Here is a 23,836-nt window from a genome sequence, read left to right on the forward strand (position 1 = left end):
TGCGAAACCAGTCTGGGTATCCGCGGCCGGTTCCGTGTCACATGTTCCGCCTGATGTTGCCGAGGACCTTCTCGACGAGTGGCTGGACCTTTGGGCTCAGGCTTCCCCTCTTCGCCTTGGCCATCAGGGCCGTCAAGGCCGACAGGGCGGCGGCGTGGTCGCCGGCAAGGCTGAGCGCGGTGGCGAGGCTGAACCGCATCATGTCGAGTGCGTCGTCCGGCAGTTTCTCCTTGGTCGCGATGCGGATGGCCTCCTTGTGCGCCTCCACCGCGGCCTGGTGGCGGCCCAGTTCGCTGAGGCACCTGGCCTTGCTGACCAGTAGGGTCATCGTCTCGATGTCGCTCATCCCCAGTCGATGGGCGAGCACCGCGTCGATGCGCTTCAGGCCGTCCAGGAAGTTCCCGGCATCGATTGCGGCCTGCCAGCCCGGATGACCGGACTGCTCGATAAATTGGATGACGCGGCGGCCGCCCGGCCACTTCGCCGTGTACGCCGCCCGGAACTGGTGCCAGACCGCCGGGTTCAGCATGCCCAGGAGCGGTTCCAGATCGGTGGCGAACAAGGCCGCGGGGGCTGACGGACAGACGATCTTGAATTTTTCGCTGCCGAGAGTGAGGAACGTGACCCGTCCGTCGTCTCCGACGAGCACGGTGTCAGGGCGTGCGTCGCCATGAATGAAGCCCTTTCCGTGCAACTCCCCGAAGGCCCGGCCGATGCTCGCGCCGAAGCGTGCCCGATCGAGTCCCGTCGGCTGCTCACTTCCGTTCCAGAGACGGCTGAACCGGCTGAAGTCGGTGACCACCGGATCGGACTCCTCGACGGCTTCGGACGCGACCCCCTGCGTCGAACAGAGGTCTGTGACGGCGGCTTTCGGCCCCATCAGATAGGGGACGTACGAGTTGCCGCCGGCCCCGAGCCCGAGGTGACCCTGTTCAACACGCGCACAGTCACCGATGCAGTCCAGCCAGTGGTGCACATCGGTCGCCCCGTAGTGCGTGTGGGGCTGCCGGACGACGACGAGGCCCCCCTCGGACAGGGCCGACCGGGTCACCTCGTGAAACGCGCCGAAATCCGGTTCTCCAGACCGCTCCTCGACGATTTCATGCACCTTGACCCGGCCCCCGTCACCGACCCACAGCCGGGAAGGAACGGCTCGATAGGGCCCGGACGAGTGGCTGGACCCGCCACGGCTGCTTAAGAACGACACCACTGCGAATTCCGCCTCTACTCGCGCATGTTGACGTGATGCGGGAACTTACCAGTCTCGCCCGTGGCCGTCGGGACGGTCTCTGCAGCCGCTGGCCGCATGTACCACGCAAGACCCGCCAGGCTGCCTCCGATCCTGGGGAGTCAGCGGCACCCACGTTCCATGAGGCAGACCCGCGGCAGGAGCGGACAGGCCGGTCTCGTAAAAGGCCGACTCGATCTCCGGCAGCCCTTCGGAGAAGTGGGCCAAGCCGTCGTAGTGGGCCGGAACCACGGTGTCCGCGCCCGTGACCGGCTGCCGCCGCGGCGACGCTGCGGCTATCCAGCGACAGGGGCGGCCGCCCGTCGAACCTAGTCGGGACGCGTGCCGCTCCCGCGCGCAGGACGGCCGCGTCGATGTCCGGGACCCGGCGGTAGATCTCCGCAACCGTGCGGCGGGGGAGGCGTTGTCGCCGCTGACGTACACGGTCGGAAGCCCTTGCTCGGCAGCACAAACCCGATGACCTCACAATTGACGTTGCCATCGGCGTCTCGCTCAGCGTGTGCCAAGCGCACCGTGGTTGATGTGGCTGCGGTCGCCGGCCCCAACACCGGAGTCACGGTCTACGACACGTACAGCAACCGCGGCGGCACGTCTTTGTACAACACCGAGCTTCAACTCGGTCTCGCACAGGATGCCGACGGATTGGTCGGACGCCTGCTGAGAATTGAACGATGGCCGAGTTGCCCACACGATGCGTGATCGAGCCGCTGCGACGCTCGGGCGAAGACCGCGACCGACTGGGCCTGTCCCTCATGGCTCTGCCCGATCAGCCCAGTTACCCAGTGGACCGACGAACCGACACCACCCGGCGACCAACTTCCACTACTTCCACTCAGGGCACGGACCACTCTCATCACGTACAGTCAACTTTGTGGCACTGAGTGATGGAACGTACCGGTTCGGGCCACCGACCGGCCGCCTGCTGATCAAGACCAGCCGTGCCGGGCTCGGCCGGAAGGTGGGGCACGACCTCACGATCGAGGCCACCCGATGGTCCGGGAACGCGGTGGTCGTCACAGACGATCCGGACAAGTCGTCGGTGACTGTGATGGTCGAGGCGGGATCGCTGACCGTCCGGGAGGGGACGGGAGGGCTCAAACCGCTCACCGACGCCGACAAAGCGGAGATCAAGCGGACGCTGGAGGGCGACGGCCTGCTGCACGCAGTACAGCACCCCGTCATCGCCTTCCGCTCCACGAGCATCACGGGAACGCCCCAGTCCTTTGAGATCACGGGGGACCTCACCATCAAGGGTCAGAGCCACGCGGTGACCGTGCACGGGGGCAGTGACGGGGATGGGATGATGTGCGGCTGAGCGACCATCACCCAATCCAGCTGGGGGATCAAGCCGTACAGTGCGTTCCTGGGGGCGCTGAAACTGGCTGAAGACGTCCGCATCGAGTACGCGGTGACCGATCTGGAACCGCTCCCCGGCCCCGGGCAGGTTTCCGAACAGCCGTAGCGGGCAAGGGCACATCCCGTGCCCGCTCGGGCGCCTTCCGCGCTGTTCGCAGTGGATCGGTGTCGGATTGCCGCATGGGAGCCTGGCGCGCAGTCTGGGCCTTGTGACGCTCTCGCACGGCACGCTGGCGCACCGGCTCATCGTCGATCATCTCGTCGACGGCCGGATGGAACCGGGCTGCGAGATCGGGCTGCGGATCGACCAGACCCTCACACAGGACGCCACCGGCACCCTGGTGATGCAGGAACTCGAGGCCCTCGGTCTGGACCGGGTCCGTACCAAGGTCAGCGTGCAGTACGTCGACCACAACCTGCTCCAGGCGGACGAGCGCAACGCCGAGGACCACGCCTTCCTCCGTTCCGCCTGCCGCCGCTTCGGTATCTGGTACTCCAAGCCCGGCAACGGCGTCTCCCACCCCACGCACATGCAGTACTTCGGCATTCCCGGCAAGACGCTGGCCGGATCCGACTCCCACACCTGCGCCGCCGGGTCGCTCGGCATGCTCGCCCTCGGCACCGGCGGCCTGGAAGTGGCACTCGCCATGGCCGGACGGTCCCTGCACGTCACCATGCCGGAGATCTGGGGCATCCGGCTGACCGGCCGCCTGCCGGACTGGGTGAGTGCCAAGGACGTGGTGCTGGAGCTGCTGCGGCGGCACGGCGTCAAAGGCGCGGTCAGCCGGATCCTGGAGTACCACGGTCCGGGCCTGGCCCATCTGACTGCCATGGACCGGCACGTCATCGCAAACATGGGCGCCGAGCTGGGCGCCACCACCTCCGTCTTCCCCTCCGACGCCGCAGTGCGCGACTTCCTGCGCGCCGAGGACCGAGAGGCCGACTACCGGAAGCTGACCGCCGACCCGGACGCCGTCTACGACCTCACCGACGAGATCGACCTCTCCGCGCTCGAACCCCTCATCGCCCGGCCCACCTCGCCCGGCAACGTAGTGCCGGTGCGCAAGGTCGCGGGCGAACCGATCGGGCATTGCTTCGACGTGAACCCCACCTCCCGGGAGATCCTCGCCGACCTGACCGGGATGGGTTCCACGTTCGACCTGATCGCCGCCGGGCTGTATCGGCATGGGCCAGGCCCCCGCCTCTGGCCGCAACAGCCTGCGTACCTTCCCGCGCAACTTTCCCGGCCGCTCCGGCACGGAGGACGACGCGGTCTGGCTGTGCTCCCCAGAGACCGCCGCCGTCTCCGCCCTCACCGGGGAGATCACCGACGCCCGGGAGTGGGCGGCCCGGGTCCTACCCGCGTGTGCGTCTGCCGGAGCGCGCGTCGGTCAACCGCGCGATGCTCGAGCCCCCGCTGCCGCCCGAGCAGGCCGTGCTGATCGGGCTGGAACGCGGACCCAATATCTCCGGCCTGCCCGATTTCGACCCGCTGCCCGACGTGCTGCAGGGCCCCGTCCTGCTGAAGTGCGGCGACAACGTCTCCACCGACGAGATCTCCCCCGCCGGCGCCAAAGCGCTGCCCTACCGCTCCAACATCCCCAAGCTCGCCGAGTTCACTTTCACCCGCATCGACCCCGACTACCCCCGGCGGGCCGCCGAACTGGTCACCGGGGGCCGACCCGGCCCGCACTTCGTCGTCGGCGGCGAGAACTACGGCCAGGGCCCCTCCCGCGAGCACGCCGCCATCACCCCACGTCACCTGGGCCTGCGTGCCGTGATCGCCACTTCGTACGCCCGTATCCACTGGCAGAACCTGGCCAACTTCGGCGTCCTGCCGCTGGAGTTCACCGACCCGGCCGACTACCACCGCATCGATGCCGGCGACCGCCTCCGGCTGGAGAACCTGCACGCCGCACTCGCACCCGGAGCCGAACCCCGCCTTCGGGTGCACAACGCCACCAAGAATGAGACCTACCAGGTCCACCACCACCTCAGCGACGGCCGCCGTCTCACCATCCTGGCCGGAGGCACCGTCGCGGCCCTCGCCCGCGAGGACGTGCGGGCCCCGGCCACGAAAGCCCCTGAAATCCTGGCCAGGCCGGCAGCCCCAGGCGCGCTCGGCCACGGCGACGGGTGGCCCCCCGTTCACGCGACTCGTCGCGCACAGTCCAGCAGGAAGCCCTCAGTAAGCGCGCCATCGGCGGTCTGCGCCATCAGGCGCTACGCCAGCCAGCCCATTTTCACAATGGTGCGGAGCGCGGCTGCGCGGGCAGCCGAGTGCGCCAGGTGTGCGCCCGGCCCGGGGGAGAACTCTGCCGCACGACACCTCGCTCTGCCGCAAAGTGGCTGGCGGGCACTCGCAACCGTCAGTTCGGCACGCAAGAACTTGCGAAGGTCCGCCAGCGCCCCCTCGAACGAACCTGACGGCATATCAGGAGAGTCAGCATCGCGTCAGCATGAGTCCGATCACAGGTGATCGAACCTGCTGAAACTTGGGAATGAGGAGAGCCCTCTGAAGGGGCCGCTGGCCTGGGAGAAACCCAGGCATGCCGGGGTTGCCACACTGCGCCTCCCTTGACAGCACGAAGAAGATCATCCAACTGTAGGACAGCGCCGCCGTGTAGAAGATCCCGAAGACACAGAGGGCGGCGAGCACGGCCGAGAGTGCCGGGTCTCCGTGCAGCGGCAGGGCGACCAGCACTCCGGCGGCGATCCCGGTGACCGTGCCGACGACGCGCCGGAAGCCGCGTACCAGCGTCTCGCCGCGCGAGGCGGTGTTCACGAAGATCCACCAGACCGTGGCCACGGCCCAGTACCAGCGCTCGTGCGACACGGCCTCGCCCACGGCGATGGCGACGGCGCAGGCGGCCACGGCCTGGAACGCCTGGCGGGTGGCGGGGCGGGCGAGTCCGCGCCCGTCGAGCGGGGCGGGCGCGGCGGGCGGCGGCGTACGACGCTCGACGCACCACGCGCCGAACCGCACCGCCGCGGCGGTGACCAGCGACAGCATCACGGCGGCACACAGTTCCGCAAGCCCACCGGGAACGACGTGCAGAAGCAGCGCGATGAAGAAGGCCATGAACGCGAAGACGCCGAGCGCATGGCCGCGCGGGCCCCAGCGGCGCGCGTACACACCGGCGAAGACCACGGCCAGCCAGGCCGCGTCCCGCAGCACCGGCGCCCCGTGCAGGGTGGAGGCGAGCGCGAGCACGGGCAGGCCGACGACGGGCAGCAGCGCGGTGGTCGCCGCCTGGCGCCGCACGGTCGGGTCGGTCACCGTGAACAGCGCGAGGAGGGCGGCCAGCCCACCGGTGATCGAGGCGGGCCGGGACAGTCCGGCCAGCTCGCACACCGTCACCGCGAGGCCGATACCGAGCACCGCGCGCAGGGAGACGCGCAGCCGGAACAGCCCCGGATCCGGAGCCGTGAACATCTTCTTCACCGTCGGCAACCCGCCCCCGTCTCGTGTTCGGTGCCGTGTCAGGACATGGAAAGGCGCCACGGGCACGGATTCCGGCTTCGTTGCCGGTCCTGCGCTACGCGGCGCCATTGACACAGACAAGGTAAGCGGATAGGCACTGATGGCTCAACCTGCACGCTCTTCACTGAGCCATTGGTACAGTCAGGGAGATCCACCGATACGAACAGGGAGGCCATCGGTCCATGGCCGTGGACGCACTCGACACCCGCATCCTGCGACTGCTGCTCGAACAGCCGCGCACCAGCGTGCGTGAGTACGCGCGCATCCTGGGCATCGCGCGCGGCACGCTCCAGGCCCGGCTGGACCGGTTGGAGCGCGACGGGGTGATCACCGGCATGGGTCCCGCCCTGTCCCCCGCGGCGCTCGGGCATCCCGTGCTCGCGTTCGTCCACATCGAGGTCACCCAGGGGCATCTGGACGAGATCGGCGACGCCCTCGCGGCCGTACCGGAGATCGTCGAGGCGTTCTCGATCACCGGGGGCGGCGATCTGATGACCCGCGTGGTGGCGCGGGACAACGCGCATCTGGAGGACGTGATCCAGAAGCTGATCAACATGCCCGGGGTCGTCCGCACCCGTACGGAGGTCGCGCTGCGCGAGCGCGTCCCGCACCGGCTGCTGCCGCTGGTGGAGTCGATCGCCCGCACCGCCGCGGGCTGAGCACGTCGTACGGGCGGCTAGGACCGGCGCCGGGGCTTGCCGCGCTTGCCGCCCTTGGGTGCCTTGGGAGCACTCCGTTGGCTTCGGCCCGCGGACTTCCCCGCGGTGGTCTTCCCGGACGCGGGCTTCCCGGCCGTCGGCTTCCGTCGGGCGCCGCCCGTGTCGGAGCGTCCGCGCTCCGATCCCGCCGCGGTCTGGGCCGGGGTACGGCCCCGCCAACTGTTGACCGTTCGCCCGCGGACGATCCCGATGAACTCCTCGACCAGATCGGTGGTCGCGTCCTCGGGCCACGACAGCGCGACGCTCGACTGAGGGGCGTCCACCACCGGGCGGTACGTGAGGTCCCGGCGGTGGTGCAGGCGCGCCAGTGACTGCGGGACGAGGAGCACGCCCACGCCCGCCGCCACGAGTTCGACGGCGTCGGCCGTCGTGGAGGGCCGCTCGAACGCGGGCAGGCCCGGGGGCTGCTCCCAGCCGAGGACGTCGTCGAGGGGATGGAAGACCACCTCGTCGGCGAGGTCCGCCAGGGACACCTCGTCGGCCGCCGTCACGACGTGGTCCTTGGGGACCACGACCACGGTCGCCTCGGTGTAGAGGGGGATCGCGCTGAACACCGTGCGGTCGACCGGGAGCCGTACGAGCCCCGCGTCCGCCGCTCCGCCGCGCAGCGCGTCGGCTGCTTCGGCGGCCGACACCTGGACGAGGGTCAGCGGGACATCGGGCAGGCGCTCGTTCCAGATCCGGGCCCATTTGGCGGGCGTCGCCCCGGGGACGTACGCGAGCCGGAACGAGGGGGGTGCTTCCGTGCCTGTCACTCCGCCAGGTTACCGGGCGTGGTCGCCGCCAGGTCACCGGGCGTGGTCGGAGACCCCGTACACGGCCGATAGTCTTGACATCATGAAGTCGCACCAGACCGCCCAGACGATGAAGCCCGCGACCGCGGCGAAGAAGCTGGGTGTGTACCTCCCCGCCACCCCCGACACGTTCCAGGCCGGTGTCATCTCGCGCGCCGAGCTGAACGAACTCCAGGCGAACCCGCCCGAGTGGCTGCGGGACCTGCGACGCAACGGCCCGCACCCCCGCCCGGTGGTCGCGGCGAAGCTGGGCGTCTCCATCTCGGGCCTCGCGCGCGGCGGGATCGTCGAGCCGCTCACCACCGAGCAGATCGACGCGCTGAAGGACGCCCGGCCCGAGTGGCTGGAGAAGGAGCGCGCCACGCAGGCCGAGGTCCGCAAGGAAGCGGTACGCGTCAAGCAGAAGCAGGCCGAACAGGCCGACGAGCAGCGCGACCCGCGCGCCTGACCTCCGGTCCTGGTCCTTCTCGACCTCCCTTCCTGATCCTCCTTCCTGGCTGCGACCCCGGCGCGACGGGCGTGGCGTGATCGCCTCCTCGGGGGCGCGGCGATAGCGTCACGGCGCACGATCACGATCCGCGCCGGCGCTGGTTCCGCGGGCCCCGGCGGGCGTGATGCCGCCGGGCGCGGGCCCGTGGAGGAGGACGATGACGGAACTGTCGGACCGCGTCGCCGCTGCCCGGCGTACGACCACCACGTCCTCGCTCGGCCGGGCGCTGCTGCGCTGGGCCACGACCACCGATCACAAGGTGATCGGCAGCCTGTACATGGTCACCGCCTTCTGCTTCTTCCTCCTGGCGGGCCTGCTGGCGATGGGGATGCGGGCCGAACTCGCGCGCCCCGGGCTTCAGTTCATGTCCGAGGGCGTCTACAACCAGCTCTTCACGGTGCACGGCACGGTGATGATGCTGCTCTTCGCGACCCCCATGTTCGCCGGGTTCGCCAACGCGGTGATGCCCTTGCAGATCGGCGCCCCGGACGTGGCCTTCCCGCGGCTGAACGCCCTGTCGTACTGGATGTACCTCTTCGGCGGGCTGCTGGTCATGTCGGGCTTCCTGGTGCCCGGCGGCGCCGCGTCGTTCGGCTGGTTCGCCTACGCCCCGCTGAACAGCGCGTACCACTCCCCCGGCGCGGGCGGGGACCTGTGGGTGATGGGCCTGGTGGTGACGGGTGTCTCGACGACGCTCGGCGCCGTCAACTTCATCTCCACGATCCTGTCGCTGCGCGCGCCGGGGATGACGATGTTCCGGATGCCGATCTTCACCTGGAACATCCTGTTCACCTCGATCCTGGTGCTGCCCTCGTTCCCCGCGTTCACCGCCGCGCTGCTGGCCCTGGAGTCGGACCGGAAGTTCGGCTCGCACGTCTTCGACGCGACGAACGGCGGCGCCGTGCTGTGGCAGCACCTGTTCTGGTTCTTCGGCCACCCCGAGGTCTACATCGTCGCGTTGCCGTTCTTCGGGATCGTCTCGGAGATCTTCCCGGTGTTCTCGCGCAAGCCGATGTTCGGCTATCTGCCGATGATCGGGGCGACGATCGCGATCACCATGTTGTCCGCGGTCGTGTGGGCGCACCACATGTTCGCCACCGGTGCCGTGCTGCTGCCGTTCTTCTCCATGATGTCGTTCCTGATCGCGGTGCCCACCGGCATCAAGTTCTTCGCGTGGATCGGCACCCTGCACCGGGGTTCCCTGTCGTTCGAGACGCCGATGCTGTGGGCGCTCGGGTTCCTCTTCACGTTCCTGCTGGGCGGGTTGAGCGGGGTGCTCATCGCCTCCCCGCCGCTCGACTTCCATGTCACCGACTCGTACTTCATCGTGGCGCATCTGCACTACGTGCTCTTCGGCACCGTGGTCTTCGCGATGTTCGCGGGCTTCTACTTCTGGTGGCCCAAGCTCACCGGGCGGATGCTGGACGAGCGGCTGGGCAAGCTGCACTTCTGGCTGCTGTTCCCGGGCTTCCAACTGACCTTCCTGGTGCAGCACTGGCTCGGTTCGCGGGGCATGCCCCGCCGCTACGCCGACTATCTGCCCTCCGACGGCTTCGCCCTGCTCAACACCCTCTCCTCCGCCGGGGCGTTCCTGCTCGGTGTCTCCACCCTGCCGTTCCTGTACAACGTCTGGCGCACCGCCCGGCACGGCGAGCGGGTCACCTCGGACGACCCCTGGGGGTACGGCCGCGCGCTCGAGTGGGCGACCTCCTGCCCGCCGCCGCGGCACAACTTCCTGGCCCTGCCTCGGATCCGGTCCGAGTCGCCCGCCTTCGACCTGCACCATCCCGAGGCCGTCCGGCCGCAACTCCAGGAGGGACGGCGATGAAGGCCGAGGCCCAGTTGTTCGGCGTCGTCGCCCTGTTCTTCGGCGGCGCCGCCGCGCTGTACGGCGTGTGGTCGCACGATCCCGCCGGGATGGCGGTGCTGATCGTCGCCTTCGGCATGGCCGGTGTGATCTCGTTCTTCTGCGCGGTGCAGTACCGGCGCCGGGGCCGCCGCCCACAGGACCGTATGGAGGCCGAAGTGGCGGACGGGGCGGGCCCGTTGGAGTTCTTCCCCGCCCACAGCCCCTGGCCCGTGGTCACGGCGCTGGGCTTCGCCGTCGCCGCCGCCGGGGTGGTCTACGGGCTGTGGCTGTTCCTCATCGGCGTCGCGGTGCTGGCGCGGGGGGTCTTCGGGCTGGCCTTCCAGTACGCGACTCGTCGGGACTGAGCGGCTTCATGGGGGCGCCCGGCCGGAACCGCGTGACGGGTTCGTGGCCGCTCTCGTAGCCCCCTTCCACGGTCTGGCGTACCTCCCCGGTCTCCTCCCCTTCGGTCAGGCGCTTCTGCTCGGCCTCCAGCAGGGCGTGGCACACGCGTCGGGCGAGGAGGAAGGCGAGGACCGGGGCCACGACCAGGGCCGCGCGCAGGAACCAGGTGAGGGCGTTGAGTGAGAGGTGGAAGCTCGCCGCCATGATGTCGTTGGCGCCGGCCAGCAGCAGGACGCCGTAGAAGGTGACTCCGGCGGCGCAGAGGCCGGTGCGGACGGGGCGTTCGCGGGGCCGGTCGCAGAGGTGGTGCTCCTCGTGCCGCTCGTCCGTCAGCCGCTGTTCGACGAAGGGGTAGGCGTACAGGACGAGGAAGAGCAGGGCGGGCAGGACGACCGCGGGGAGCAGGACGTTCCACATGATCGTGTGCCCGGCGATGTTCGTCTCCCAGGGCGGCATGAGCCGGAGCGCGCCTTCCAGGAAGCCGACGTACCAGTCGGGCTGCGAGCCGGTCGACACATGGTCCGGCCGGTAAGGGCCGTAGGTCCACACGGGGTTGATCTGGGCGAGGGCGCCGAGCAGGGCGAGCACACCGAAGACGATGAGCGAGAGCCCTGTCGAGGAGGCCATGAACTGCGGGAAGAGCGGCTTGCCCACGACGTTCCGGTTGGTTCGGCCCGGACCGCGCCACTGGGTGTGCTTGAGGTAGACGACCAGGATGAGGTGCACGGTGACGAGGGCGACCAACGCGCCCGGCAGCAGCAGGATGTGGACGCCGTACAGGCGGGACACGATGTCGTGCCCGGGGAAGGCGGACCCGAACACGAACAGGCTCACATACGTCCCGATGATCGGCAGGGAGAGCATGATGCCCTGGGCGATGCGCAGCCCCGTGCCGGAGAGCAGGTCGTCGGGGAGCGAGTAGCCCGCGAAGCCCTCGGCCAGAGCGAGCACGAACAGCGTGACGCCGATGGTCCAGTTCATCTCCCGGGGCCTGCGGAACGCGCCGGTCAGGAAGATCCGCAGCAGATGCACCCCGATCGCGGCGACGAACACCAGTGCGGCCCAGTGGTGCATCTGCCGTACGAGCAGTCCGCCGCGTACGTCGAAGCTGACGTGCAGGGTCGAGTCGAACGCCTGGGACATGAGGACGCCGCGCAGGGGCGCGTACCGCCCGTCGTAGACGACGTCGCCCATCCCCGGCGTGAAGAAGAACGTCAGCCACACTCCGGTCAGGACGAGGACGACCAGGCTGTACAGCGCGATCTCGCCGAGCAGGAAGGACCAGTGGTCGGGGAAGGCCTTGCGGAGCAGTGGCCCGCCGCCGTCCAGCACGGGCAGCCGCCCGTCCGCCGCGTCGGCCAGCCGCTCCCCGGCGCGCCCGGCTCCCGCCCTGCGGGAGGGGAGAGCCGGCAGGCGGCGCCGCGCGTTCACGGGGCGCCCGTGCCACGGCCGACGGGTCGTTCCCCTCGGGTCCGGTCCGGGGTCCGGGCCATGGAACGCCTCCTTCTGCCGGTTCTCGCTCGACGCCCCCTCGCCATGGATTGCCGCCGGGCCGCCGACCGAGTGCCCCGGCCCGGCGAAACACCCGCGCGCCCAGGCCGGTGCACCCGTTCGGATGGGCCGGTGCCCCGACAGACGATGTTCGCCCCGGCGCGACGCCCGGCACGCCCTCCCACTACGAGGTGGCGTCAGGCGGCCGCGACGACGGCCTCCTCTCCCCGGTCGTGGTGGATGGGTGTCCGGGAGTCGGTCAGCGGCACGCCCGTGCCTCCTCTGCGGGCCGCGACGATCTCCGCCGCGATCGACAGGGCGGTCTCCTCGGGTGTCCGGGCGCCGAGGTCGAGGCCGATCGGCGACCTCAGCCGGGACAACTCCCGCTCGCTCAGGCCGACTTCGCGCAGCCGCCGGACCCGGTCCTCATGGGTGCGGCGCGAGCCCATCGCGCCGACGAACGCGAGGGGCATCCGCAGGGCCGCCGTCAGCAGGGGTATGTCGAACTTGGCGTCGTGGGTGAGCACGCACAGGACCGTGCGCGCGTCGGTCGCGGTGCGCTCGAGGTAACGGTGCGGCCAGTCGACCACGATGTCGTCGGCCTCGGGGAAGCGGGCCCGGGTGGCGAAGACGGGGCGGGCGTCGCACACCGTCACGTGATAGCCGAGGAACCTGCCCACCCGTACGAGCGCCGCCGCGAAGTCGATCGCGCCGAAGACGACCATCCGGGGCGGTGGCACGTTCGACTCGACGAACAGGGTCAGACCACCGGGGCAGTGGGAGCCGTCCTCGGACACGGCGACCGTGCCCGTGCGGCCCGTCTCCAGCAGCGACCGGGCTTCGGCCGCCGCCGTCCGCTCCAGCCGCGGGTGCCCGCCGAGGCCGCCCTCGTACGTGCCGTCGGGGCGGACCAGCAGGGCTCTGCCGAGGAGGTCGGCGGGGCCCTGAAGCACCCGGACCAGGGCCACCGGCTCGGACCGGACGGCGGCCGACAGGGCGGAGCGGAACACCGGACCGGCGTGGGTGTCGGAGTTACCGGGGGTGCCGGGGGTGCCGGGGGCGTTCACGGCGACCGGTGTGATCAGGATGTCGATGACTCCGCCGCAGGTCAGCCCGACGGCGAAGGCGTCCTCGTCGCTGTAGCCGAACCGCTCGAGGACGGTCTCCCCGTCCTCGAGCGCCTGGACGCACAGGTCGTACACCGCTCCTTCCACACAGCCACCGGAGACCGAGCCGATGACCGTGCCGTCGCTGTCGACGGCGAGGGCGGCACCGGGGCCGCGGGGCGCGCTGCCGCCGACGGCCACGACGGTGGCCACGGCGAAGGCCCTGCCCTCCTCGGCCCAGCGGTGCAACTCCGCGGCGATGTCAAGCATCCGGTGCTCCCTCGGCCGCGGCCAGGACGCGGTCGGGCCGGATGGGCAGGCTGCGGTGCCGGACGCCGGTCGCGTGCCAGACCGCGTTGGCGATCGCCGCCGCGGCGCCCACGATGCCGATCTCCCCGACGCCCTTGATCCCGACCGGGTCGTCCGGGTCCGGGTCGTCCACCCAGTCCGCCTCGACGAGCGGTACGTCGGCGTTCGTGGCGACGTGATAGCCCACGAGGTCGGCGCCGACATGGCCGCCCGAGGCCCGGTCCCGGACCGCCTCCTCGTGCAGGGCCATGGAGATGCCCCAGATCATCCCGCCGACGAACTGACCGCGCGCCGTCAGCGGGTTGACGATGCGACCGGCCGCGAAGATGCCGAGCATGCGCCGCACGCGCACCTCGCCGGTGGTGACGTCCACGGCGACCTCGGCGAACTGCGCCCCGAAGGAGTGCCGCTCCTTCTGGGCGAGGGCGCGGACGGCGTCGGAGGTGTCGGAGCGCACCGTCACGCCCTCCGGCGGTACGGCGCCGCCCAGGGCGAGCCGCTCGCGCAGTTCCCGGGCCGCCACCGCGACCGCCCAGGACCAGGAGCGGGTGCCCATCGAACCGCCCGCGATCATCGCCGGCCCGAAGTCGCTGTCCCCGATCCGCACCCGTACGCGGTCCGGTGCCACCTCCAGCGCGTCGGCGGCGACCAGGGTGAGCGCGGTACGGGCCCCGGTGCCGATGTCCGCCGCGGCGATCCGCACGGTGAAGGTGCCGTCCGGCTGCGCCGTCACGGCCGCCGTGGAGGGCGCGGCCCCGGAGGGGAAGCTCGCCGCCGCCGTGCCGGTGCCGAGCAGCCAGCGTCCTTCACGGCGCAGGCCGGGGCGCGGGTCCCGCTCGGCCCAGCCGAACCTGCGGGCGCCCTCCCGGAAGCAGTCGGGCAGCCGGCGGGTGCTGAACGGCAGGCCGGATACGGGGCCCAGCTCGGGCTCGTTGCGCAGGCGCAGCTCGATCGGGTCGATGCCGCACCGCTCGGCGAGTTCGTCGAGCGCCGACTCCAGCGCGAACGACCCCGGCGCCTCGCCCGGAGCGCGCATCCACGTCGGGGTCGGCACATCGAGCCGTACCACCTCGTTGGACGTGTGGTGGGCGGCGGCGTCGTACATCACCCGTGACACCCCGGCGCAGGGCTCCACGAACTCGAACACGGTCGAGGTGAGGTTCACGGAGCGGTGCTCCAGCGCGCGCAGTCGCCCGTCGGCGTCGGCGCCCAGCCTGATCCGCTGCGACGTGGGGCTGCGGTAGCCGGTGAGCGAGAACATCTGACGGCGCGTCAGGACGACGCGGACCGGGCGCTGGAGGGCGGTGGCGGCCATCACGGCGGCCACCTGGTGCGCGCGGGCCCCCTTGCTCCCGAAGGCGCCGCCGACGTGTTCGGACCGTACCCGTACCGCGCTCGGCTCGAGCGAGAAGAGCCTGGCGAGTTCCTCCGCGACCCACGGGGTGCCCTGGTTGGAGTCGACGATCTCGAGTCGGCCGCCCTCCCAACGGGCGGTCGCCGCATGGGGTTCCATCGGGTGGTGGTGCTCTTCCGGGGTGGTGTACCGCGCGTCCACAACGACGGCGGACGCGGCGAGTTCGGCCTCCAGGTCGCCCTTCTCCTCCGCGTCCTGCGCGGGCGCGTCCGGGCGTTCGCCGTCGAAGGCGATGTCGTGCGGCTCCTCCTCGTAGTGCACCACCAGCGCTTCGGCGGCCTCCCTGGCCTGCTCGGAGGTCTCGGCGACGACCAGCGCCACCGGCCAGCCCAGGTGCGGCACCCGGTCATGCTGGAAGAGGGCCGCGCTCGGGTCCGGCGGAACGCCCAGCCGCCCGATGTAGTCGCTGTCGATCCGCGGCGCGTTCTGATGGTGCAGGACGGTGAGGACGCCCGGCATCGCGAGGACGGGACCGGTCTCCATCGTGCGGATACGGCCACGGGCCACGGTGGACAACACCAGCCAGCCGTAGGCGAGTTCGGCGAAGGGGAGGTCTCCCGCGTAGCGGGCCGTCCCGGTGACCTTCTCCCGCCCCTCCACACGGCTGTGCGCGGTGCCGACGGAGCCCTGCGCCGTTGTGGTTCCGGCGGTGGCGGTGGTCATCGGGAGGCCTCCTCGACGAGTTCGGACAGGACGGCCACGATGAGGTTGCGCATCAGTGTCACCTTGTATCCGTTGTGCGACAGCGGCTTCGCCGCGGCGAGTTCGGCGTCCGCGGCGGCGGCGAAGCTCTCGCCGTCGGCCCGTGCCCCGGTCAGTTCCCGCTCGGCCGTCCGGGCCCGCCACGGCCGCGACGCGACCGCCCCGAGGGCCAGACGCGCCTCGTGTACGACGCCGTCCCGCACATCGAGCGCGGCGGCGACCGAGCCGATCGCGAACGCGTAGGAGGCGCGCTCGCGCACCTTGCGGTAGCGCGAGCGGGCGGCGACCGGGGCGGGCGGCAGGGTGACACCCGTGATCAGCGCCCCCGGCGGCAGGGCGGTCTCCCGGTGCGGGGTGTCGCCCACCGGCAGATAGAAGTCGGCGAGCGCCAACTCGCCCGGCCCGTCGGTGGTTTCGTACGAGACGACGGCGTCGAAGGCCGCCAGCGCGACGCCCATGTCCGAGGGGTGGACGGCCACGCAGTGCTGGGAGGCGCCCAGGATCGCGTGGTTGTGGTGGTCGCCCTCGATGGCGGGGCAACCGCTGCCGGGGACCCGCTTGTTGCACGGCTTGGTCACGTCGGCGAAGTAGCCGCAGCGCGTGCGCTGGAGCAGATTCCCGCCGACCGTGGCCATGTTGCGCAGTTGCCCGGAGGCGCCGGACAGGACCGCCTGCGTCAACGCCGGGTAGCGGCGGCGGACTTCGGGGTGGGCGGCGAGGTCGCTGTTGGTGACGGTCGCGCCGATGCGCAGACCGCCGTCCTGCGTCGACTCGATGCCGTCCAGGGGGAGTTCACGTACGTCGACGAGCCGGGCGGGCCGCTCGACGCCGGTCTTCATCAGGTCGACGAGGTTGGTGCCGCCGCCGAGGAAGCGTGCGTCCGGGTCGGCACCGAGGAGCGCGACCGCGCCCGCGACATCGGACGCCCGCTGATAGCCGAACTCCCTCATGCCACCGCCTCCGTGGCCTCGGTCTCGGCCGCCGCCCCGGCCGCCGCGCGCGCGACCGCCTGGACGATCGACACGTACGCGCCGCAGCGGCACAGGTTGCCGCTCATACGCTCCCGGATCTCCTCGGCGCTCAAGGGCGGCGGCCCGGCTTCGGGGCGGACGTCGTCGGTGACGGCGCTCGGCCAGCCCGCCGCGTGTTCCTCGATCATCGCGACGGCGGAACAGATCTGCCCGGGGGTGCAGTACCCGCACTGGTAGCCGTCGAGGTCGAGGAACGCCTGCTGCACCGGGTGCAGCCGCTCGCCTTCGGCGACGCCTTCGACGGTGGTGATGTCACGCCCCTCGGCGGCCACCGCGAGCTGGAGGCAGGAAACGGCCCGGCGCCCGTCGAGCAGGACGGTGCAGGCACCGCACTGCCCCTGGTCACAGCCCTTCTTGGTACCGGTCAGATCGAGACGCTCACGCAAGGCGTCGAGCAGTGTGGTGCGGTGGTCGACGGACAGCGTGTGCTTCTCGCCGTTGATGGTCAAGGTGATGGCGCTGGACACGGGTGGGGCCACGATCAGCCTTCCTTCGCATATCCGGAACCCCTCGCGAGGGGCGGTCCGGCAGACAGACGAATCACGAGACAAGGAGATGGCGCTGTACGGAAGTGACGGTGCGGTACGAAGCGATGGTGCGTGCTGTACGGAGTGATGGTGCGGAACGAAGCGATGGTGCTGTACGAAGCAGTGGTGGGTACGGAGCGATAGTGCTTCGGGAACCCGCGAGGCGCGGGGAAGGAACGCCGAGGTCGACGGCCACAGGGTGTCCCCATCGGCCGCAACCACCGCTATGGTGGAGCAAATTGGACAACTGTCCGGTACTGGGGAAGCTACCGGACAGTTGTCCGCTCAGCAAGACCGAGGTTCGGCCACGAGCCTACGAGGAGGACGGGTGCAGCCGAGGAAGGACGCGCCTCAGCGCTCGGACGCGCAGCGAAACCGTGAGCGCATCCTGGAGGTGGCGCTGGCCGAGCTGACCTGCTCCGCGAACGCCCCGCTGAGCGTGATCGCCAGGAAGGCGGGCGTCGGGCAGGGCACCTTCTACCGCAACTTCCCCCATCGCGAGGCGCTCGTCCTCGAGGTCTACCGCCATGAGATGCGGCAGGTCGCCGACAGCGCGGCCGAGCTGCTGGAGAGCCGGGCGCCCGACCGCGCCCTGCGGGAGTGGATGGACCGCCTCGCCGGGTTCGCCATGGCCAAGGCAGGCCTCGCGGACGCCCTCCGCCAGGCCACCTGCGCACCGGGCGGCCCGGCGAAACCGGGTCACGCGCCGCTGACCTCCGCGGCCGAACTCCTGCTCCGCGCCAACGAGGAGGCGGGCACCATCCGCCCGGGAGTGACGGCGGACGACTTCCTGCTCGCCATCGCCGGCCTCTGGCAGATCGACCCCTGCGGCGACTGGCAGCCCCGCGCGAATCGCCTCCTCGACCTCGTCATGGACGGGCTGCGGGTGGGAGCGCGTGGGCGGTGAACGCCCGGAGGTAAATACGTGGACAGCTCCCGCCGCGCTCTGCACAGTGGACGACCGTGACGAGCAGTGAGCTGTGGACCCGTGCGAGTGCCGAGCGCTATGACGCCGAGGAGAACGAGATGTCCTCGGCCGCCGTACTCGGACCGACTCTCGACTTCCTCGCCGAACTCGCCGGAGACGGCCGGGCGTTGGAGTTCGCCATCGGAACCGGACGGGTGGGCGTTCCGTTGCGGCGACGCGGCGTACCCGTAGCCGGGATCGAACTCTCCCCGCACATGGCCGCGGTCCTCCGACGCAAGGTCGACGAGGACACGCTTCCGGTCACGCTCGGGGACATGGCCACGACCGTCGTCCCCGGCGAGTTCGGCCTGGTCTATCTCGTCTACAACACCATCTCGAACCTGCTCACCCAGGACGAGCAGGTCGAGTGCTTCCGCAACGCCGCGCGTCATCTCGCGCCCGGCGGCCGGTTCGTCATCGAGGTGGGCGTGCCGCCGCTGCGGTTCCTGCCGCCGGGGCAGGTGGCGGTGCCGTTCGATGTCTCGGATCACCATCTCGGCTTCGACACCTTCGACTTGGTCGAGCAGATCCTCGTCTCGCACCACCTCACCCGCGACGGCGACGACGGCCGCTACCGCCGCGACGCCTCCCGCCACCGGTTCGTGTGGCCGGCGGAACTCGACCTGATGGCCCGGATCGCGGGGCTGGAGCTGGAGCGGCGAGTGGCGGACTGGGACGGAACGCCGTTCACTCAGGACTGGGCGAAGCACATCTCGGTATGGCGCAAGTCGGCCTGAGACAAGCCCGTTCGGCGCGCCGAGAGTGCCGTCGAAACGCCCCACCGATCGAATGTCAGTGCCCCCAACTAGGGTTCGCCCCATGCGAAGTTGGATCAGATTCCGGGGTTCCCATCCTGACCATGAGGTGAACGTCGTACTGGCGCGTGGAACCGATCTCGACGCGCTCACCGCAGGGCTTCGCGCGGCCCGGCGCGAGCCGCTGGAGACCGGGGAGTCCGCCGGATGGGTATGGGCCGTCCACGACATGCTCGTCGCACCGGACTGCGACGAGATGGACTACCGCCCCCTGTGCCCGCCCGGCGCCGAGCTGGTGGTGTTCGTGACCGAGCCCTGCAGCGCGAAGGCACACGCACCGTGGTTCGACTACTACCGCGACGGACGGCTGGTTCTCGGCTTCAGCTTCGAGGATCTGGGGCAACGGATCGGTGCTGATCCGGACTATCTGTCACCTGAGTTGCTGGATGCCGGGCTCATAGGAAGCGAGGCCGCCTGCCCCGCGGAGGCCGACCATGACTGCTGGGACCACCACTACGACGACGAGGAACGTCTCGCGAGAACCCTCGCGGCCTACTTCGGCTTCCCCACGCCGCCGCTCTCCCCCGAGGTCGTGGCGGTGACGACGCGGTGAGCGGACTCGCGGTCGACACCTACTTCACGTTCTGCAAGGGCCTGCCGCTGCCCGCGCTCCGTACCGCCTGCGCCGAACAAGGCGCGAAGCCCTTCCGGGACAGCGGTGAACAGCCCGACGGCTGGTCGTGGATCGCTCATGAGGCGTATGTCGCGGAGGGCCGCGGCGGCCAGGACCCCTGGCGACTGGCGCGCACCCTGTCCGGCTACCGACGGATGGGCGCCGCGCCCGTGGAGACCGTGTTCCTGGCCTCCACGCCCGCGTGCGCCTGCCCGCACGGCCAGCACGTCCGGGTCCCGCACTGCCCCGAACACCCCATACAGTTCGCGTACTTCAAGGCCGGCTGGGAACAGCTCTACTTCAACCTCGGCTCCCGCCGCGAGTCCAGCCGAGGCGGCACGCAAAGCGACCTGCTGACCCGGGAGTTGCTGACGGCAGGCCTAGTCGGCCGCGACGCACACGGCTACGCCGAGAACCCGGACTTCAACGCCGACGGCCACCACACCATCCGCATCCTCACCACCCACTTCGGACTTCCCTCGCCTCCCCTACACCTGACCGGCCACGCGGACGGCTCCTGATCAGCCCAGGAAGCTCAACCGCACCTGACGGTGAGGGTTGCCCTTGAAGGAGGCGTGCCGGACCGGGCCCGGAAGGCATGCTTGTAGGCATGCCAACAGGACCTTAGGACCGCGGACTTGAGCCGACGTCTGCACTTGGCCTTAGGAACGCTCATGAGTGAATACCACTACGTCTTTGTCAGTCCCGGTCAGCCCCGCGACCAGCTCGTCTCGGACCTGTCGTGGGCGTGTGGGGCCCGACTGAGGCCGGTCGAGGACGAGTTCATCGATTACGCGGTGAACGTGGGATATGCGGCAGTCGAGGTGGAGTTCTCCCACGAGTACGAGGAGGACCAGGGGATGCCGTTCGAGCGGTACGAATCCCTTTTCACCGTACGGGACTTCGACTCGAACCTCCTCAGGCAAGAGGCGCTTGCCCGCCAGCTCTACACTCGCCTGGCGTCACTCGGAAGGTACTCCCTCCTGCTCACGTTGGACCTGCAACAGCTCCTCGACGCGACCTCACCCATGCCCGGGGCTGATACCGGCGACACGCGGCCGTGAGCGTGTAGACCCGGACCCAGGGCAGGCAAAGGAAACGCCCCGCGCACGGGCGGCACGCATCCGGAATCACAGCGCGAGGGAACGGCCGAAGGTGAGATACGGGCCATCGAGGAGGCCGCCCACCAGCGCACTACCACGGCATCGCGACCCGCTAAGCCGGAAATCGCTCCTAACAGTTGCGGCCACCGCAGAGCTACCCAAGGAACGACAGCCGCACCTGACGGTCAGGGTTGTCCTTGTTCGTGTCCACCAGGCATACCGACTGCCACGTTCCCAGTTGCAGACGGCCGTCGAGGACCGGCAGGGTTGCGTGGGGTGGGACGAAGGCTGGGAGGACGTGGTCGCGGCCGTGGCCGGGGCTGCCGTGGTGGTGTTGCCAGCGGTCGTCCGCCGGGAGCAGCGTGTGCAGGGCCGCGAGGAGGTCGTCGTCGCTGCCGGAGCCCGTCTCGATGATCGCCACGCCGGCCGTGGCGTGCGGCACGAAGACGTTCAGGAGGCCGTCCCGGCCGCGCGCCGTCTCACGGAGGAAGGCCTCGCAGTCTCGGGTGAGGTCCACGACCGACTCCGCCGAGCCGGAGGCGATGTTCAGGACACGGGTGCTGAAGACGTCGGACATGACTCCATCCTCGCCCATGCGGTGCCTTCCATGCCTGACCGATCGGCTGTCTTGCGGCCCCGCCCCGGTCCCCCGCCCCATGCGCTCAGTGCGGCGGGGACTTGCCGGCGCGCAGCCGGTTGAACTCGGCCACGTTCCGCTGCTGCTCCTCGTAGCTTCCCGTGAACCGGGTGTCGCCCGGCTTGACCGTGACGAAGTAGAGCCAGTCGCCCGGTGTCGGATTGAGCACGGCGCGCAGCGCGTCCTCGCCCGGGTTGGCGATCGGTGTCGGCGGCAGGCCCAGTCGCTGGTACGAGTTGTAGAGGCTGTTGATACGGGTGTCGGCGGTCGTGGTGTTCAGCGTGAAGCGGTTCATCGCGTAGTTGAGGGTGGAGTCCATCTGGAGCGGCATCCCGCGCTCCAGGCGGTTGAAGACGACCCGGGCGACCTTGCGCATGTCGGCCGGGGTCGCGGCCTCGGCCTGCACGATGCTCGCGATGGTGACGGTCCGGTAGCCGTTCATCGCGCTGCGCGGGGCACCCGCGGCGACCGTGACCCCGCTGAACCTCTTCTTCGCGGTGGTCACCATGTACCGCAGCAGGGACTGCGGAGTCGTCCGCTCGCCGATCGGATACGTGGCCGGGAAGAGGTAGCCCTCCGGATTGCCCTCCGCGCTCTCCGGCAGGTCGAGATGGGTCTTGGTCAGGGACTTCCTCGTCGAACCCGGCGGCAGCCTCAGGGCCTTGTCGATCGCCGCGTAGACCTGGCGCGCGCGCCAGCCCTCCGGGATGACGAGCGCCGCGCGGGTCCCTTCGTCCCTGTGCAGGATCGTGAGCGGCGCCGCCACACCGGCGACCGCCACGACGGCTCCGGTCGCGACCAGGGCGATGCGGCTCCGGCGCGTCAGTCGAATGCGTTTCCACAGTGGAGTATTCGTCTGCATGCGGGCACGGTAACCCGCAATTCATGACATACCTGGCATATTTTCATCTTGTCGACTCCAGTTGGGCGTCCCGCCTGACGAGGGCCGCGTACCGGCCCCCCAGTTCCAGCAACTCCTCGTGCGTGCCCCGTTCGACCACGCGCCCGGAGTCGAGCACGACGATCTGGTCGGCACCGCGCACGGTGGACAGCCGGTGGGCGATGGTCAGCGTGGTGCGGTCGGCCGACAGGGCGTCGATGGCCTCCTGGACCGCGTACTCAGTACGTGTGTCCAGCGCGCTGGTGGCTTCGTCGAGGATGAGGACCGGCGGGTCACGCAGGATGGTGCGGGCGATGGCGAGCCGCTGCTTCTCGCCGCCCGAGAACCGGTGGCCGCGTTCGCCGACGATCGTGTCGTACCCGTCCGGCAGGGACGCGATGTGGTCGTGGATCTGGGCCGCCCGCGCCGCCGTCCGCAGTTCCTCGTCGGTGGCGTCCGGCTTGGCGAAGCGGAGGTTGTCGGCGACCGAGGCGTGGAAGAGGTACGTCTCCTGGGAGACCACCCCTATGGCGCGAGCGAGCGTGTCGAAGTCCAGGTCACGCACGTCGACGCCGTCGAGCGTGACCCGCCCGGCCGTCACGTCGTACAGTCGCGGCACCAGATAGCTGAGCGTCGACTTGCCCGAGCCGGTGGGGCCGACCACGGCGAGGCTGCCGCCCGGCGGGACGGTGATGTCGATGTCCGCCAGGATCGGGCCGCTCTTGTCGTCGTAGTGGAACTCGACCCCCTCGAAGCGGATCTCACCCTTGACCTGGTCGAGGTGGACCGGGGCGTCGGGCTCGGTGATGTCGATGGGCAGGTCGAGGTATTCGAAGATGCGCTGGAAGAGCGCGAGCGAGGTCTGGATCTGGACCCCGGTGGACAGCAGGCTGACCGTCGGCCGGAACAGGCCCTGCTGGAGCGAGACGAACGCGACGAGCGTACCGATCGAGATGGTCGGGCCGCCGAGTTGGAGCGCGATGCCCGCGGCCCAGTAGATGACGGCGGGCATGGCGGCCATGACGATGCTGATGACGGACATCCGCCAGCGCCCCGCCATGTTCGACTTCACCTCGAGGGCGACCAGGCTCTCCGACTCGCCCGCGAAGGACCGGGTGAGGGAGTCGGAGCGGCCCATGGTGCGGCCGAGGAGGATGCCGCTGACGGAGAGCGACTCGGTGACTGTGGCGGCCATCGCGGCCATCTGCTTCTGGCGCTGGGTGGCGATCCTCTTGCGTTCGTTGCCGACCCGTCTGCTGATCCAGGCGAACAGCGGCAGCAGGAGCAGCGAGACGACGGTGAGCCGCCAGTCGAGGGCGACCATCGCGACGACGGTGGCGACCACGCTGGTGAGGTTGGAGACCAGCGAGGTGGCGGTGGAGGTGACGGTCGCCTGCATACCGCCGATGTCGTTGGCGATACGGGACTGGACCTCGCCCGTGCGCGTGCGCGTGAAGAAGGCGAGCGACATGCTCTGGAGCCGGTCGTACACCGCGGTGCGCAGATCGTGCATGACGCGCTGGCCGACCGTCGTGGAGATCAGGGTCTGGAGCACGCCGAAGACGCTCGTGACGACGGCGCTCAGGATCATGCCGAGCGCGAGCAGGCTCAGCAGTCCGGTACGGCCCTGCGGGATCGCCACGTCAAGGGTCGCCTTCAGCAGGAACGGCGTGGCGACGGAGACCAGCGACGAGGCGCCGACGAGCACGCCGACGACGGCGAGCCGGCCGGTGTACGGCTTGAAGAGCTTCAGGATGCGGCGCACCTGGCGCGGCTGCTCGGGCGAGCCGTCAGGTGGCGGTGTCCACGTGGATCGGTCGGGATGCATGGGCTCCTACGGGGTGCTCAGCGGATCTGGGACGGGGGGGCGGTCCAGGAGTTGCCGGAATGGCTCG

General features: G+C 70.2%; 20 protein-coding genes and 2 pseudogenes. 11 read left to right on the forward strand and 11 right to left on the reverse strand.

Translation table 11 applies throughout. The features are described 5' to 3' along the window. Positions 1-37: 37 nt before the first annotated feature. The gene (locus tag ACZ60T_RS03845; protein ID WP_469664152.1) at positions 38-1,108 is read right to left on the reverse strand and encodes a tetratricopeptide repeat protein; all 1,071 of its coding nucleotides are present in this window, start codon (positions 1,106-1,108) and stop codon (positions 38-40) included. A 1,012-nt stretch (positions 1,109-2,120) separates the two neighbouring features. Here ACZ60T_RS03845 and ACZ60T_RS03850 point away from each other — a divergent pair. Further along, complete coding sequence (locus tag ACZ60T_RS03850; protein WP_469664154.1) at positions 2,121-2,564, forward strand: YceI family protein; 444 nt, start codon at positions 2,121-2,123, stop codon at positions 2,562-2,564. 214 nt (positions 2,565-2,778) lie between these two features. Further along, positions 2,779-4,679 (forward strand): annotated as a pseudogene (locus ACZ60T_RS03855) (aconitate hydratase); the annotation flags it as partial. A gap of 510 nt (positions 4,680-5,189) precedes the next feature. Here the strand turns inward: ACZ60T_RS03855 and ACZ60T_RS03860 are convergent. After that, positions 5,190-6,041, reverse strand: a pseudogene (locus tag ACZ60T_RS03860) (FUSC family protein); the annotation flags it as partial. A 230-nt stretch (positions 6,042-6,271) separates the two neighbouring features. Between ACZ60T_RS03860 and ACZ60T_RS03865 the strand changes: the two are divergent. After that, positions 6,272-6,748, forward strand: coding sequence for an Lrp/AsnC family transcriptional regulator (locus ACZ60T_RS03865; RefSeq protein WP_469664156.1), 477 nt, complete (start codon positions 6,272-6,274; stop codon positions 6,746-6,748). 17 nt (positions 6,749-6,765) lie between these two features. On the opposite strand, the gene ACZ60T_RS03870 is transcribed toward ACZ60T_RS03865, so the two are convergent. Further along, the gene (locus tag ACZ60T_RS03870) at positions 6,766-7,563 is read right to left on the reverse strand and encodes a LysR substrate-binding domain-containing protein (protein WP_469664158.1); all 798 of its coding nucleotides are present in this window, start codon (positions 7,561-7,563) and stop codon (positions 6,766-6,768) included. An 82-nt stretch (positions 7,564-7,645) separates the two neighbouring features. Between ACZ60T_RS03870 and ACZ60T_RS03875 the strand changes: the two genes are divergently transcribed. The 3 genes from ACZ60T_RS03875 to ctaF all read left to right on the forward strand — a co-directional run bounded on the left by ACZ60T_RS03875 (position 7,646) and on the right by ctaF (position 10,306). Beyond that, a complete protein-coding gene (locus tag ACZ60T_RS03875) occupies positions 7,646-8,050 on the forward strand; it encodes a DUF5997 family protein (protein ID WP_365630824.1) in 405 nt (134 codons plus the stop codon). 199 nt (positions 8,051-8,249) lie between these two features. Next, positions 8,250-9,920 (forward strand): aa3-type cytochrome oxidase subunit I, encoded by a 1,671-nt coding sequence (gene ctaD, locus ACZ60T_RS03880; RefSeq protein ID WP_469664160.1) that lies wholly within the window; start codon positions 8,250-8,252, stop codon positions 9,918-9,920. Beyond that, positions 9,917-10,306: an aa3-type cytochrome oxidase subunit IV gene (gene ctaF / locus ACZ60T_RS03885; RefSeq protein WP_469664162.1), complete on the forward strand. Its 390-nt coding sequence runs from the start codon at positions 9,917-9,919 to the stop codon at positions 10,304-10,306. Before ctaD ends, ctaF begins: the two co-directional genes overlap by 4 nt. On the opposite strand, the gene qcrB is transcribed toward ctaF, so the two are convergent. From qcrB to ACZ60T_RS03910, 5 genes are all read right to left on the reverse strand, one after another. Then, complete coding sequence (gene qcrB, locus ACZ60T_RS03890; protein ID WP_469664164.1) at positions 10,236-11,777, reverse strand: cytochrome bc1 complex cytochrome b subunit; 1,542 nt, start codon at positions 11,775-11,777, stop codon at positions 10,236-10,238. The genes ctaF and qcrB overlap by 71 nt on opposite strands. Positions 11,778-12,034: 257 nt before the next feature. Further along, a complete protein-coding gene (locus ACZ60T_RS03895) occupies positions 12,035-13,213 on the reverse strand; it encodes an XdhC family protein (RefSeq protein ID WP_469664166.1) in 1,179 nt (392 codons plus the stop codon). Then, complete coding sequence (locus ACZ60T_RS03900) at positions 13,206-15,329, reverse strand: xanthine dehydrogenase family protein molybdopterin-binding subunit (RefSeq protein WP_469664168.1); 2,124 nt, start codon at positions 15,327-15,329, stop codon at positions 13,206-13,208. The genes ACZ60T_RS03895 and ACZ60T_RS03900 overlap by 8 nt, the downstream gene beginning before the upstream one ends. Further along, positions 15,326-16,318, reverse strand: coding sequence for an FAD binding domain-containing protein (locus ACZ60T_RS03905; RefSeq protein WP_469664170.1), 993 nt, complete (start codon positions 16,316-16,318; stop codon positions 15,326-15,328). The genes ACZ60T_RS03900 and ACZ60T_RS03905 overlap by 4 nt, the downstream gene beginning before the upstream one ends. Then, the gene (locus tag ACZ60T_RS03910; RefSeq protein WP_469664172.1) at positions 16,315-16,878 is read right to left on the reverse strand and encodes a 2Fe-2S iron-sulfur cluster-binding protein; all 564 of its coding nucleotides are present in this window, start codon (positions 16,876-16,878) and stop codon (positions 16,315-16,317) included. Before ACZ60T_RS03910 ends, ACZ60T_RS03905 begins: the two co-directional genes overlap by 4 nt. A gap of 376 nt (positions 16,879-17,254) precedes the next feature. On the opposite strand from ACZ60T_RS03910, the gene ACZ60T_RS03915 reads away from it, so the two are divergent. The 5 genes from ACZ60T_RS03915 to ACZ60T_RS03935 all read left to right on the forward strand — a co-directional run bounded on the left by ACZ60T_RS03915 (position 17,255) and on the right by ACZ60T_RS03935 (position 20,385). Beyond that, positions 17,255-17,833 (forward strand): TetR/AcrR family transcriptional regulator, encoded by a 579-nt coding sequence (locus ACZ60T_RS03915; RefSeq protein WP_469664174.1) that lies wholly within the window; start codon positions 17,255-17,257, stop codon positions 17,831-17,833. A 56-nt stretch (positions 17,834-17,889) separates the two neighbouring features. Continuing rightward, positions 17,890-18,630, forward strand: coding sequence for a class I SAM-dependent DNA methyltransferase (locus tag ACZ60T_RS03920; protein WP_469664176.1), 741 nt, complete (start codon positions 17,890-17,892; stop codon positions 18,628-18,630). A gap of 82 nt (positions 18,631-18,712) precedes the next feature. Continuing rightward, the gene (locus ACZ60T_RS03925; RefSeq protein WP_469664178.1) at positions 18,713-19,261 is read left to right on the forward strand and encodes a hypothetical protein; all 549 of its coding nucleotides are present in this window, start codon (positions 18,713-18,715) and stop codon (positions 19,259-19,261) included. Then, a complete protein-coding gene (locus ACZ60T_RS03930; RefSeq protein WP_469664180.1) occupies positions 19,258-19,842 on the forward strand; it encodes a hypothetical protein in 585 nt (194 codons plus the stop codon). The genes ACZ60T_RS03925 and ACZ60T_RS03930 overlap by 4 nt, the downstream gene beginning before the upstream one ends. A 153-nt stretch (positions 19,843-19,995) precedes the next feature. Continuing rightward, positions 19,996-20,385 (forward strand): hypothetical protein, encoded by a 390-nt coding sequence (locus tag ACZ60T_RS03935; protein ID WP_469664181.1) that lies wholly within the window; start codon positions 19,996-19,998, stop codon positions 20,383-20,385. 193 nt (positions 20,386-20,578) lie between these two features. Here the strand turns inward: ACZ60T_RS03935 and ACZ60T_RS03940 are convergent, their stop codons facing one another. From ACZ60T_RS03940 to ACZ60T_RS03950, 3 genes are all read right to left on the reverse strand, one after another. Then, positions 20,579-21,001 carry a secondary thiamine-phosphate synthase enzyme YjbQ gene (locus ACZ60T_RS03940; RefSeq protein ID WP_469664183.1) on the reverse strand — a complete coding sequence of 141 codons (423 nt, stop codon included), beginning with the start codon at positions 20,999-21,001 and terminating at the stop codon, positions 20,579-20,581. 85 nt (positions 21,002-21,086) lie between these two features. Beyond that, positions 21,087-21,923 (reverse strand): endolytic transglycosylase MltG, encoded by an 837-nt coding sequence (mltG, locus tag ACZ60T_RS03945; RefSeq protein WP_365630850.1) that lies wholly within the window; start codon positions 21,921-21,923, stop codon positions 21,087-21,089. Between the two features lie 43 nt (positions 21,924-21,966). Beyond that, a complete protein-coding gene (locus ACZ60T_RS03950; protein WP_469664185.1) occupies positions 21,967-23,769 on the reverse strand; it encodes an ABC transporter ATP-binding protein in 1,803 nt (600 codons plus the stop codon). Positions 23,770-23,836: the final 67 nt, after the last annotated feature.

Source organism: Streptomyces sp. NPDC104371, from assembly GCF_055583785.1.